A 12,575-nucleotide genomic window follows, 5' to 3' on the forward strand; every position below is an offset into this window, starting at 1 on the left:
ACAGTCTGGCGCTAATGTGCCTGTCGCACAGAGACAAAACTGGCTGTCGCAAATCTGCTGACAGCCAGTTGAATTTGGAGTCACCTCATCCCCAAAGGCGATGCGGTGTAAAAGCCAGCGTCTGATTATACCTCAGTCTGGCGGGTGACAAACATCGCATCTCCGTAACTGAAGAAACGATATTCATTGTTCACGGCTTCTTGATAGGCATTCATCACATGCTCATAACCTGCAAAAGAAGACACCAGCATGATCAAAGTCGATTCCGGCAAGTGGAAGTTAGTCACCAATGCGTCCACCAGCTGCCATTCGTAACCCGGATAGATGAAAATCTGGGTGTCGTTGAAGAAAGGCTTCAGTTCAGTGCCTTCATTCTTTGAATACTGAGCCGCACTTTCCAGTGAACGGACCGATGTTGTACCAACTGCAATCACGCGGTTTCCGCGCGCTTTGGTTGCCAGAACTGCATCCACCACTTCTTGCGGCACTTCAGCATATTCGGAATGCATCACGTGATCATTGATGTCATCAACACGCACTGGCTGGAAAGTACCCGCGCCAACGTGAAGGGTCACAAATGCCGTTTCTACGCCTTTCTTCTTGAGTGCAGCGAGGATGTTTTCGTCAAAGTGCAGACCTGCTGTCGGCGCAGCGACTGCACCCGGCTTTTCGTTATAAACCGTTTGGTAACGCTCTTTGTCCGACTCTTCATCAGGACGATCGATGTAAGGCGGCAACGGCATGTGACCAACCTGATTTAAGATATCAAGTACAGCTTGCTCGCCGCTGAAGTGAATTTCAAAAAGCGCATCATGACGGGCAACCATTTCTGCTTCAAACTCGTCATTTTCACCCAGGAACAACTGTGTCCCCGGCTTAGGCGGCTTGGAAGCACGAACATGTGCAAGGATCGACTTTTCATCCAGCATACGCTCCACCAGCACCTCAATCTTGCCACCGGACGCTTTGCGGCCATAAACGCGCGCAGGGATTACCCGGGTATTGTTGAACACCATCAGGTCACCTGGCTCAACAAGATCAAGGATGTCAGTAAATTGCTTATGACTCAGCTCGCCGGAATTGCCGTTCAGTTGCAGCAAACGACTCGCAGTACGATCAGCCTGCGGATAACGCGCGATCAGCGAGTCTGGAAGGTCAAAATGAAAATCGGATACTTGCATCGAAAAAGCCCCATTCTACAGCAGCCCGCTAGTATAGGCCGCTGTGCTACAATATCAAGCAGGATGGGGCTTGCCCGCTACAATCCAAGCGGGCAAATTGTGAAGAGTTATGACAGTCGGCGGCGGAAAATCAGAAGCCCCAATGAGAGCAGTGATAGCCAAGCGAAAGAGCCGCCTCCACCACTGCCACTTATTGGTGGGGTTGGAGGCGGGGTTACATCTTCTTCACCACCGTCAGAATCTTCTCCACTTCCCGGATAAACAGGAACAATTGGTGGGTTACCAACAGGATTATAGTTGACGCTTTGATCAAAAATGTCTTGCGTGAACGTCGGGGTGGGTTCAGTGTAGCCACCATCCATGTTCTGGTTTATCCAGTCGTAGTAAGTACTGATCTGTGAAAAACCATCTTCTGCTGATGGGCTGCCACAACCAAAAAACGCACTCGAAAAACTCACGATACCTACCGCACGATACCCCATGTCAGCATCGCCAGCATTATTCTTGTTTTGCCACACTAGAGGGCCACCAGAGTCTCCAGAACAAATACCGGTAGTGAAAGTCTCATTAGCACAGACATAAGCATCAGCTAAGTTTTGATCATAACCAAACTGATTCACCCAGCTGCATGAAAGGTCTCTCACACCATTCAAGTACGTTTTCCGTAAATACTGACTAGCATCACCGTTAGTACTGGTCGACCCCCAACCTGAAACATAAAGATTCTGACTAGCCGCACCATTAAACTCTGTGTCCATTTCCGATTGCTCTGTCGGCGAAAGAAGTCTTATTGGTTTAACGGTAGAAGGTAAAGCTGAGGCTAACTTTACAAGGGCTATATCAGCAGTAAACTGGAAGTCTTCGTAGTCTGGGTGCATTGTGACGGCAGAGGCCGAGATACCAACGCCAGAATATTCTCTACTTTCAAAGCCTGCAAAAATCTTAATGTCACCTGCCCTGAAACCATCAACACAATGCGCAGCGGTTAATACATAGTTGTCGGAAATAATGATACCACCGCAGGAATAAGATCCTTGGAACCGATTTCCAATAGTAAGGAATGCTTGCCAAGGCGTTGCTTCAATTGATGCGTAGTCGCCATTGATAATCCTCGGTGCTTTAGATTCTGCGAGCACGGAAGCTGAATAAGCAGATAAACTACAAAATGATACAACACCAGCCAACATCAGTCGTTTCATAAACAACCTCATCCATGAGTGATTTCTTATGAAATTGAGGTTATCGGGAAAAGAATGAAAGACAATAACTGCGGTGAAATCTTCAACAATTGCTCGGACTTTTACAAAAAAATCTCAGCAAAGAAACAAAATATAGCCTGTGTCATTATTGAACACGGTGATAATGCCCAAATATCAAGCGTGACAAAACCAGCGATAAGATAAACAGAATCCCCAGAGAACCACCTCCCCCGTTACTTTCCATAACTACGGAAGACTGGCTCGCACAGCTTCCACTCTGACAATCAGAAACCCAATCTGTATAGCTGGCAACCTGGGTAAAAACGTCTGGAACCGTCGGGGACGCACACTGCGAAGCCACACCGAAGCTCACTAAGCCTATTAGGGTTGCGCCGCCATCAGCATCGCCAGCGCGTGAGGGGTCATACCAAATCAGTGGGCCTCCGGAGTCACCGTTACAGGCGCCAACACCACTTGCCTGAGCACAAAAATATTTGGATTGATAGTCAGAGACATTGGTTAGCGTTGTCCCCCATTGTGATGCACAGGTGGCATCACTCAATGCAGAAAGCGTCGCTTTCTGAAGTGTATTGGTCGATTGGCTCCGCCCCGTGTCGGTGTAACCCCAGCCAGTTAGCTGCATATCATTGTTATTGAGGTTCCCCGTCGCATCGACGGCAGCTTGTACCGTGTCATTGGGCAACACCACGGTTGAAGCATTAGGATGGACATCGGAGGAAAGTTTTACCAAGGCAATATCGTTTTGCAGCGTATCTTTGTTGTAACTGCTGTTGGTATAAATAGAGTCGACGGAAGATTGAAAGCTGGAAAAATTTGCCCCGTTAATTTCCGCTGTTCCCGTGTAGACCGAGACAGAGTTGGCTGATGCCAGAGAAAAAGGGTCATCGTCATCGGCAGTGTCAAGGCAATGTGCCGCAGTCAAAATCCAGCGGGAAGAAATCACCACCCCACCACAAAAGTTACTCCCTATTCTCAGAAATGCCTGCCAGGGGGCATCATTGATGGAAGCATCACTCCCCCCCACCACATTAGGAGACGGCTCTGCAGCGAGCCCCTGAAAAGAGAAAAAAAGTAATAATATCGCTATGAGTTTCATGCGCATTATTATCGCCCCTATAAACAAAAAAGTGTTGTTTGGCGCTGTTGCGCCACGGTGCGTTGCTACTGCTTGAAACAACCTTGGCGTCATTCAGAATTTCCGGATGGAAGTTTGAATGTCGTCACCTAAAATCCCTGCCTTTCTAGCTACATCCGGAGTATAGCCTTACTTTTATTATGTCTTTCTGGAGGCAGAATGTTTACCGTAAATGACATGATGAGTTCGACCCCATCACCCTCTCTTCTAAGGATAAGATATCTGACGCAAAGTGCCTGATGGATTCTCTCCGTATTCGCCACGTTCCTATTGTCAGTGCTTCCGGAAAGCTTGAAGGTCTGGTGACACAGCGTGATGTCCTTGCCGCCCAGACATCCAGCCTGGAAAAAGCGGTAGGTGAAAACGAGCCGATGCAAGCGCCTCTGTCCCGATTTCTCAAGCGTTCTTTATATACGGTCTCACCATGTGCTGGGCTCAAAGAGGCTGCATTATATATGCAGAAACGAAAGATCGGCTGCTTGCCTGTCGTTGAGGACGACAGACTGGTCGGTATTATCACAGATAGCGACAAACACGTGCCACTTAAGATAGGCTAAGCCTTCCGTTTGAAGGAAAGATCCAGAGGGCGCGTGAATTATCTGGCGCATTTACACATTGCCAAACATTGCAACAGCCAGTTGATGGGAAACCTGATGGCAGATTTTGTTCGCGGGAAGCCCGACGGAAAGTTTCTGCCAGAAACCACTAAAGCCATCTATCTTCACAGGTTTGTGGATCGCTTCATCGACAGTCATGAGGCTATCAAGCCCTGCCGTGCGCTATTTCCCAAACACCTTTACCGCTTCAGTGCCATCGCCCTCGATATGTTCTGGGATCATGCACTCGTCCATCATTGGGATGCCTTCAATGACGTCCGCTTCGATGAGTTTGTCGCCCGCGCCGAAACAGACTGCCGCACAGCGACTCAGCAAGAACCCAATCCGCTGCCGGAAAGGTATCTTTTTCTCTCAGATAAAATGTGGCGGGAAGGCTGGATCCCTTCTTACGAGGACATCAACACCCTACCCTTTGCTTTAAAGCGAATGTCAGCCAGAAGCCCTCGGATGGGACCGCTGGCTGAAACTGCAGAGACCTTAGTCGCTCATCGACAAGTATTGTTGGATGCCTTTCCCTCTGTATATAGAGATGTGCTCAGCGCTGCTCGCGATTTTCACCACCAGACTTAACCGCGCCCCGCCAGTAAGTTCAATTCCGATACACAAAAAAAGCGACCCGAAGGTCGCTCAAAGCGTGGATATTGGAGCTCTGACGGCTCTTGAACAGCTAGGTTTATTGCATGTTATAAAGGCAATCGGGCCGATAGATATGGCTGGTTTATCAGCCCGATTGGGATAACGCTTTAGAACTGGTCTTCTTCGGTAGAACCTGTCAGAGCTGTTACAGAAGAGTTACCGCCTTGGATAGTGTTGGTCATCTTATCGAAGTAACCGGTACCCACTTCCTGCTGGTGAGCAACGAAGGTGTAGCCACGCTCAGCTGCTTCAAACTCAGGACGCTGTACTTTCTCCACGTAGTGGCGCATGCCTTCACCTTGCGCATAAGCATGCGCCAGATCGAACATGTTGTACCACATGTTGTGGATACCCGCGAGAGTGATGAACTGGTACTTGTAGCCCATGTCTGACAGCGCCTGCTGGAACTTCGCAATGGTTGGCGCATCCAGGTTTTTCTCCCAGTTGAACGATGGCGAACAGTTGTAAGCCAGCAGTTGATCTGGGTACTGAGCATGAATAGCTTCAGCAAACTGACGCGCTTCTTCCAGATCAGGCGTTGCCGTTTCACACCAGATAAGGTCAGCATAGGGTGCGTAAGCCAGACCACGAGAAATCGCCTGATCGATACCTGCACGAACCTTGTAGAAACCTTCTGAAGTACGCTCGCCTTCGATGAAGTCTTTATCGTAAGGGTCACAATCAGATGTCAGCAGGTCTGCAGCGTTCGCATCAGTACGCGCAATCACAAGGGTGGTGGTGCCTGCAACGTCGGCAGCAAGACGTGCTGCAACCAGTTTTTGAACGGCTTCTTGGGTAGGAACCAGCACCTTACCACCCATGTGACCACATTTCTTCACAGATGCCAGCTGGTCTTCAAAGTGAACACCCGCTGCACCCGCTTCAATCATAGAACGCATCAGCTCGTAAGCATTCAGAACACCACCGAAGCCTGCTTCTGCATCAGCAACGATTGGCAGGAAGTAATCGGTACCTTCTTCCGGTGTGCCACCTTTAGACCACTGGATTTGGTCAGCACGACGGAAAGAGTTGTTAATACGCTTAACCACTGCAGGTACAGAATCTACCGGGTACAGTGATTGGTCAGGGTACATAGAAGATGCGGTGTTGTTATCCGCAGCCACCTGCCAACCAGACAGATAAATCGCCTCAATACCCGCTTTTGCTTGCTGGACCGCCTGACCACCGGTCAGTGCACCAAGACAGTTCACGTAGCCTTTCTTCGCGCTGCCGTTAACCAGTTCCCATAGCTTGTCAGCACCGCGCTGGGCAATGGTCTGCTCCGGTACGAATGAACCACGCAGGGCAACCACTTCTTCCGCCGTGTAAGTACGTTTCACGTTCTTCCAACGCGGATTTTCAGCCCAGTCTTTTTCCAATGCTTCAATTTGCTGCTGTCTTGTCAGAGTCATTGTGCTTCCCTCTCTCAATGTTCAAGTTTGTAAAATCAGTGGTTAGTCCAGCAATTCGTATCCAGATAACGTCAAGAAATCTGCCAGCTCATCACTGGTGGTCAGCTGCTCCATCAAACTGGCCGCCTGCTGGTATTTCCCGCCGTTGAATACGGTTTCCCCTAGTTCCTGCTTCAGCACCACCATCTCTTCAGCCAAACAGGCGCGGAAGAAATCGGCGGTTACGGTCTTGCCGTTACTGAGCGGTTTTTCATGTTTAATCCATTGCCAAATAGAAGCGCGGGAGATTTCCGCCGTCGCCGCATCTTCCATCAGGCCATAGATAGGCACACATCCATTCCCCGAAATCCAAGCTTCGATGTATTGCACCGCCACGCGAATGTTGTGTCGCATGCCTTCCTCGGTGCGGTCACCTTCACACGGCTCTGTGAGCTCTTTAGCTGTGATAGGTGCGTCTTGCTCGCGCATGACATCGAGTTGGTTTTTGCGCTCGCCGAGCGCTGCATCGAATACCGCTTTCGCCGTGTCTGCCAGACCAGGGTGAGCCACCCAGGTACCATCGTGACCGTTATTGGCTTCCAGCGATTTGTCTGCATTGATCTTGTCCAGAACCCAAGCGTTCTTTTCTGGGTCTTTTGACGGAATGAACGCCGCCATGCCACCCATTGCCATCGCACCACGGTGGTGACAGGTTTTAACCAGAAGACGCGAATAGGCGTTCAGGAAGGGTTTTTCCATCGTCACCACCTGTCGATCCGGCAATACGCGGTCTGGGTGATTACGGAATGTTTTGATATAGCTGAAGATATAGTCCCAACGGCCGCAGTTCAGCGCCACAATATGGTCTTTCAGCGCGTGCAGGATTTCATCCATCTCGAACACAGCTGGCAGCGTTTCGATAAGCACGGTTGCCTTAATGGTGCCGCGGGAAAGATTGAACTCATCTTCCGCAAAGCAGAACACGTCGTTCCACCATGCAGCTTCTTGATGCGCTTGCAGTTTTGGCAGGTAGAAATATGGGCCAGAGCCGTTTTCCAGCAAGGTTTTATGATTGCGGAAGAAATACAGACCAAAGTCCAACAGCGCACCTGGAATGGGCGTACCGTTCAGTAGCACGTGCTTTTCTTTCAGGTGAAGACCACGAACACGGCAAATCAGCACTGATGGGTCATCGCCGAGGGCGTAGTGTTTGCCTGTCGCCGGGTTGTTGTAAGAAATGGTGCGATTAATCGCGTCGGTCAGGTTGCGCTGACCTTGCAGTACAGGGCCCCAAACTGGCGAGAATGAATCTTCAAAGTCCGCCATGAACACTTTTACGTTTGCATTCAGGGCATTAATTACCATTTTTCGCTCTGGCGGGCCGGTAATTTCCAGGCGGCGGTCTTGCAGATCTTCAGGAATACCGCGAATGCGCCAATCACCGTTTCGGATTTCCGCCGTGTCAGGCAGAAAGTCAGGAGTGGCACCCGCATCGAATTGCGCCTGACGTGCTTCTCGGGCTTCCAGTAGTTCTGGTACACGGTGCGCAAAGCGGGTGGCGAGTTTTAGGATGAACGAGAGCGCTTCATCAGTTAGTACATCAGATTCCATCTCAGTGATCGGCGGAACAAACGACAATTCCTTTAAAGCTTGTTGTGCTTGTGGTTCCATAAAACGCCCTCCATTTCCATTTGTAACTAAATCACAACAATATCAATTAATCCCTTACTGCTTCGATTGCTTTCTTATCGCCGAAACACCCTTCTAAACTGGCGTATTTATTTTCGCCCGTCAACATTAACGAAGGGTGTAGACTTAAGTCTTAAATCATTTAAATACATTAAAATCAACCATTTATGAAATATAGAGTTTTAACTCAAAACACTAAATTAAAACGATTCTCAGATTGTTCTTCCGTTTGTGACTTTCTCATCCCTTAGTGCGATTTTTGTAATCACTTACGAAATTAAATTACTTTTAGAGTCAACCTGTTGAATATTGAACCCACCTGTTTTAAACGTAGCAGTCAATATTGGTTTTTGCAGAAATTCTTTCTATAACAAAAGGTTAACATTAAGTTCTTTTTAAACCTGCTAACAGTCGTTCAACTTAAGTGCTTAATAATTGACGAAAAATATGTAGGGATACCGACAGAATTTAATTTCAGAAATGCAGGGGAGTTACTAAAGTGTAAATGGAGTATAATTCCGCTAACAATTTAAAAATCAGCACAATTCACCAAAGTTATTTCAAAACCTAATGAGAGCTAAAGAATCTTGAAAAACTAGAGGAAATTTCATCGTTTTATGCACTGATGCACATATGTTAACAATGGAACTTCCCCGGATTTGAGTACCAAAACGGTGCTTAAAGGAGAGTTTCAACCAGATCAGCAAGCGCTTCAAAGGTGGGTTTGCGGCTCGAAGTAGGACGCCAGACCAGCCCAATTTCACGGTAAGCCTCCCGCCCTGGTGGTTCCATCACCACCAAATCGAGATTCTCAATGAGCCCATGATTAATCGCCATTTGAGGAATGAACGTCGTGCCGAGGCCATTCGCTACCATCTGCACCAGAGTATGAAGACTAGTGGCGGTAAAAGGGTTAATTTTTTCAGTGCTTGTCAGCTGACAGGCCGAGACTGCGTGGTCCGTCAGGCAATGCTCACGCTCCAACAGAAATACCGATTCATCCGGCAAGTCAGAATAGTGGATAGGAACAGGGATCCCTTGCGCCTGGGCACTGTTTAGCACCATCTTAAACGAGTCTTTCCCCACGATACGGCTTTGCATGCCGCCGATCTCGACAGGTAGAGCCAGAATCAGCACATCCATCTCGCCGCTTTTCAGCGCCATGAGAAGATTTGCAGTGGTGTCTTCACGAAGCAGCAAATCAAGCTCGGGAAAACGCTGGTTCACTGCCTGCACCAAGTCACAGAGAAGGAAAGGAGCGATAGTAGGAATGCAGCCCACACGCAACTTGCCCTGCATCGGGCTTTCACTCACTTGTGTCAGCTCCATTAAATCTTGACTACGTGCCAAGATTTCCCGACTTCGAGACACAACATCTTCACCAATCGCCGAAAATACCAGAGTTTTGTTATCGCGCTCAATAAGCTGAGAACCAATCAGATCTTCAAGGTTTTGAATACCGGAACTTAGTGTAGACTGACTGACGAAACACTGTTTGGCCGCCTCACCGAAATGGCGCGTCTCATACAGTGTGACCAAGTAGTGGAGTTGTTTGAGAGAAGGGAATTTAGTCATCGATTTTTCCGATTACGTTAATCTATTTAATTCACTTTTTTCAATCTAGCAGTTCCATTATAGTTTGTCCCGTTCATAGATGAATCAAGGCATCAATGCCTGAAAATTAGACATTTTAGGAGCTGAGAAATGGTACTAGTAGGCCGTCAAGCCCCAGACTTCACTGCAGCAGCAGTACTGGGCAATGGTGAAATCGTAGAAAACTTCAACCTGAAAGAATTCACCAAAGGTAAGAAAGCGGTTCTTTTCTTCTACCCACTGGACTTCACTTTCGTATGTCCTTCTGAGCTGATCGCTTTCGACAAGCGTCACGCTGACTTCCAAGAGAAAGGCGTTGAAGTAATCGGCGTTTCTATCGACTCTCAGTTTTCTCACAACGCATGGCGTAACACTGCTGTTGAAGACGGCGGTATCGGCCAGGTTAAATACCCACTGGTTGCAGACGTTAAGCACGAAATCTGTAAAGCATACGACGTAGAGCACCCAGAAGCAGGCGTTGCTTTCCGTGGTTCTTTCCTGATCGACGAAGACGGTCTGGTACGTCACCAAGTTGTTAACGACCTGCCACTGGGCCGTAACATCGACGAAATGCTGCGCATGGTTGACGCACTGAACTTCCACCAGAAGAACGGTGAAGTTTGCCCAGCACAATGGGAAGAAGGCAAAGCAGGTATGGACGCATCTCCTAAAGGTGTTGCTGCGTTCCTGTCTGAGCACTCTGACGACCTGTAATATTTGGCTAACTGCTCGCGCAGTGTCCCCCTAACGCGCAAGCGTAAAGCCAAAGTCAGCGATACAAATAAAATGAGGCCCGGACCACCGGGCCCTTTTTGTATTTGAGCCCCGGCAAATCTCGGATTTATTCGCCTCTTGGTTAAGCCCGCACTTCAGCATTCCAAAGGGACTATTTAGGTCCTAGATCCTAGGGAACAAGGTCCCAGGAAATGCGAACTTAATAGGTCCTGGATCCTAGGAGACAAAGTCCTAGGTACAGCGGACTCTCGGTCATTAAATTGATTTCCGGACACGCCCAAACACAGCGCATTTTCTCGCATTACTCTAATCTATATCTTTGCTTTCCTACTTTTTCTTTTATCTCAAATCTCATCTCTGCACTTTCTAGCTCTTGCTCTTCCTAGGACCTAGGATCCTAGGCCCTGCTCTTCCTGCTCTTCCCTTTCTCTTCCCAACTTTTACCAAACTTTTACACGCCCCCATCTTCTATTCCGAAAGCAACTCATTGATGATGAAAGCTCAAATTCCAAGGAGTGTTGTATGTCTGTTTTGGTTGAAGTGTGCATTGATAGTATTGAATCTCTTCCTATCGCAGAGCGTGCGGGCGCAAAGCGTATTGAGCTATGCAGTTCGCTGGCAACAGGTGGCCTGACCGCCAGTGCGGGTTACATGAAAGCGGCGGCGCGTGTGGCGGGTATTCCGGTTTACGGCATTATTCGTCCCCGTGAAGGCGACTTCCTTTATTCGGGCGAAGATGTAGAAATCATGCTTGAAGACATTCACACCGCGAAACAGGCAGGCCTTAACGGCGTGGTGATCGGTGCGCTGCAGGCTGACGGAAAAATCGATGAGACGATTGTCGGCGACATGATCAAAGCGGCCTCGGGCATGGGCATTACTTTCCACCGTGCGATTGACCACTGCTCAGCCCCGTTTGATGCACTGGAATTTCTGATGGCGCACAAGGTAGAACGCATCCTCACCTCCGGCCTTGCCAAACGCGCGGAAGACGGCATTGAAATGCTGAAAGAGATGGCTGCCCTTACCCAAGGTCGCCTATCTATCATGCCAGGTGCAGGCGTTTCGCCAGATAATGCCAAGCGCATTGTCGATGCCACAGGCGTTACCGAAATTCACCTTTCCGGCAAAACCACCCGCCAATCTCATATGGCCTTTAAAAACGAAAACGCCACCATGGGCAACGGTGATGACTTTGCCATCACAGTCACCAATCCTGAGACAATCAAAGCCACACTCGCAGCGCTAACTCGCTAAACTCGCACTTTTCCGAACGGGGGATTGAAATGATCCTCCTTTCTTTTTTAGGGTGGCAGGACAACCCGAGGAAAAGGACGTGGCAAATGGCGAGCGAAGAACAAGACAAGCCAACGAAAAAGAAGAAAGGGAAACTCAGCAACGAAGCCTATGAGAACAAACTCGCTGAGCTACAGACGGAACTCGTCAAACTTCAGGAATGGGTCAAACTCAAAGGCCTGAAAGTGGTCGTCGTCTTCGAAGGGCGTGATGCTGCCGGTAAAGGCGGTGTAATAAAGCGCATTACCGAAAAGCTTAACCCACGTGTTTGCCGCATTGTCGCGCTGGATAAACCCACCGAGCGCGAACGCACCCAATGGTATTTCCAACGCTACGTTTCGCATCTCCCTGCTGCGGGCGAAATCGTCCTGTTTGACCGAAGCTGGTACAACCGCGCAGGTGTTGAACGCGTGATGGGCTTTTGTAGCGACGAGCAATACGACGAGTTCATGCGCACCTGCCCCGAGTTCGAGCGTATGCTGCAACGCTCCGGCATTATCCTGCTGAAATACTGGTTCTCAGTTTCCGATGAAGTGCAGGAAAAGCGTTTCAGTGAACGTATCAACACCCCGATGAAGCGCTGGAAGTTCAGCCCGATGGATTTGGAATCCCGAAGCCGCTGGAAAGAATACAGTGAAGCGAAAGACAAGATGTTCGCCTACACAGACACCAAAGAATCTCCATGGTGGGTGGTGGAAGCCGACAACAAAAAGCGGGCGCGCCTGAACTGCATTTCCCACCTGCTTTCCAGCATTCCGTATGAAGCCATCAGCTATGACACCATCGATCTGCCGGAGATCAACAAAGAAGGCTATGTGCGTGTGCCGCTGGAAAGCCAAAGCTTTGTACCGGATGTCACCGAAGAGCGATAAGCCGATCACCACACCCAAAAAGCGCAGCTGATAAAAGCTGCGCTTTTTGTCTTGAAAATACACCTTAAAGACTACCTTTCCAGACAGCGTCAAAACTTCGTAAGCCACTGTAATTACGCCATAAAAATGTCACTACTGTGCATTTACTGCCAGTTCACGATTCTGAATTGAGGGACTGCTTCAAATATCAGATTTTCTCGCTCACTCACC

11 protein-coding genes are annotated in these 12,575 nt (G+C 48.9%); 5 read left to right on the top strand and 6 right to left on the bottom strand.

Features of this window, described 5'->3' with window-relative positions:
- Positions 1–125 precede the first annotated feature (125 nt).
- From queA to K6Q96_RS13645, 3 genes are all read right to left on the bottom strand, one after another.
- Entirely contained in the window at positions 126–1,181 is a 1,056-nt protein-coding gene (gene queA / locus K6Q96_RS13635) for a tRNA preQ1(34) S-adenosylmethionine ribosyltransferase-isomerase QueA (protein WP_251876445.1), read from the bottom strand.
- 107 nt (positions 1,182–1,288) lie between these two features.
- Positions 1,289–2,380, bottom strand: coding sequence for a S1 family peptidase (locus tag K6Q96_RS13640; protein ID WP_251876446.1), 1,092 nt, complete (start codon positions 2,378–2,380; stop codon positions 1,289–1,291).
- 145 nt (positions 2,381–2,525) lie between these two features.
- On the bottom strand, positions 2,526–3,503 hold the full coding sequence (locus tag K6Q96_RS13645) for a serine protease (protein ID WP_251876447.1): 978 nt from the start codon (positions 3,501–3,503) through the stop codon (positions 2,526–2,528).
- A gap of 272 nt (positions 3,504–3,775) precedes the next feature.
- Here K6Q96_RS13645 and K6Q96_RS13650 point away from each other — a divergent pair, with 272 nt between their 5' ends.
- Both K6Q96_RS13650 and K6Q96_RS13655 read left to right on the top strand, forming a co-directional pair.
- Positions 3,776–4,093, top strand: a complete 318-nt coding sequence (locus tag K6Q96_RS13650) for a CBS domain-containing protein (RefSeq protein WP_251876448.1) — start codon at positions 3,776–3,778, stop codon at positions 4,091–4,093.
- Between the two features lie 33 nt (positions 4,094–4,126).
- Positions 4,127–4,723 carry an acyl carrier protein phosphodiesterase gene (locus K6Q96_RS13655; protein WP_434802149.1) on the top strand — a complete coding sequence of 199 codons (597 nt, stop codon included), beginning with the start codon at positions 4,127–4,129 and terminating at the stop codon, positions 4,721–4,723.
- Positions 4,724–4,896: 173 nt separating this feature from the next.
- Here the strand turns inward: K6Q96_RS13655 and aceA are convergent, their stop codons facing one another.
- From aceA to K6Q96_RS13670, 3 genes are all read right to left on the bottom strand, one after another.
- The gene (aceA, locus tag K6Q96_RS13660; protein WP_062660569.1) at positions 4,897–6,201 is read right to left on the bottom strand and encodes an isocitrate lyase; all 1,305 of its coding nucleotides are present in this window, start codon (positions 6,199–6,201) and stop codon (positions 4,897–4,899) included.
- Between the two features lie 42 nt (positions 6,202–6,243).
- Positions 6,244–7,851: a malate synthase A gene (gene aceB, locus K6Q96_RS13665; RefSeq protein WP_251876450.1), complete on the bottom strand. Its 1,608-nt coding sequence runs from the start codon at positions 7,849–7,851 to the stop codon at positions 6,244–6,246.
- A 696-nt stretch (positions 7,852–8,547) separates the two neighbouring features.
- The gene (locus tag K6Q96_RS13670; RefSeq protein ID WP_046304055.1) at positions 8,548–9,444 is read right to left on the bottom strand and encodes a hydrogen peroxide-inducible genes activator; all 897 of its coding nucleotides are present in this window, start codon (positions 9,442–9,444) and stop codon (positions 8,548–8,550) included.
- Between the two features lie 129 nt (positions 9,445–9,573).
- On the opposite strand from K6Q96_RS13670, the gene K6Q96_RS13675 reads away from it, so the two are divergent.
- The 3 genes from K6Q96_RS13675 (at position 9,574) to ppk2 (ending at position 12,365) form a co-directional block, all read left to right on the top strand.
- Positions 9,574–10,176: a peroxiredoxin C gene (locus tag K6Q96_RS13675; protein WP_062660567.1), complete on the top strand. Its 603-nt coding sequence runs from the start codon at positions 9,574–9,576 to the stop codon at positions 10,174–10,176.
- A gap of 543 nt (positions 10,177–10,719) precedes the next feature.
- Positions 10,720–11,454, top strand: coding sequence for a copper homeostasis protein CutC (locus K6Q96_RS13680; RefSeq protein WP_251876451.1), 735 nt, complete (start codon positions 10,720–10,722; stop codon positions 11,452–11,454).
- 86 nt (positions 11,455–11,540) lie between these two features.
- The gene (ppk2, locus tag K6Q96_RS13685; protein WP_251876452.1) at positions 11,541–12,365 is read left to right on the top strand and encodes a polyphosphate kinase 2; all 825 of its coding nucleotides are present in this window, start codon (positions 11,541–11,543) and stop codon (positions 12,363–12,365) included.
- Positions 12,366–12,575: the final 210 nt, after the last annotated feature.

The sequence above is a fragment of the Grimontia kaedaensis genome, from assembly GCF_023746615.1.
In the GTDB taxonomy this organism is placed as follows: Bacteria; Pseudomonadota; Gammaproteobacteria; order Enterobacterales; family Vibrionaceae; genus Enterovibrio; species Enterovibrio kaedaensis.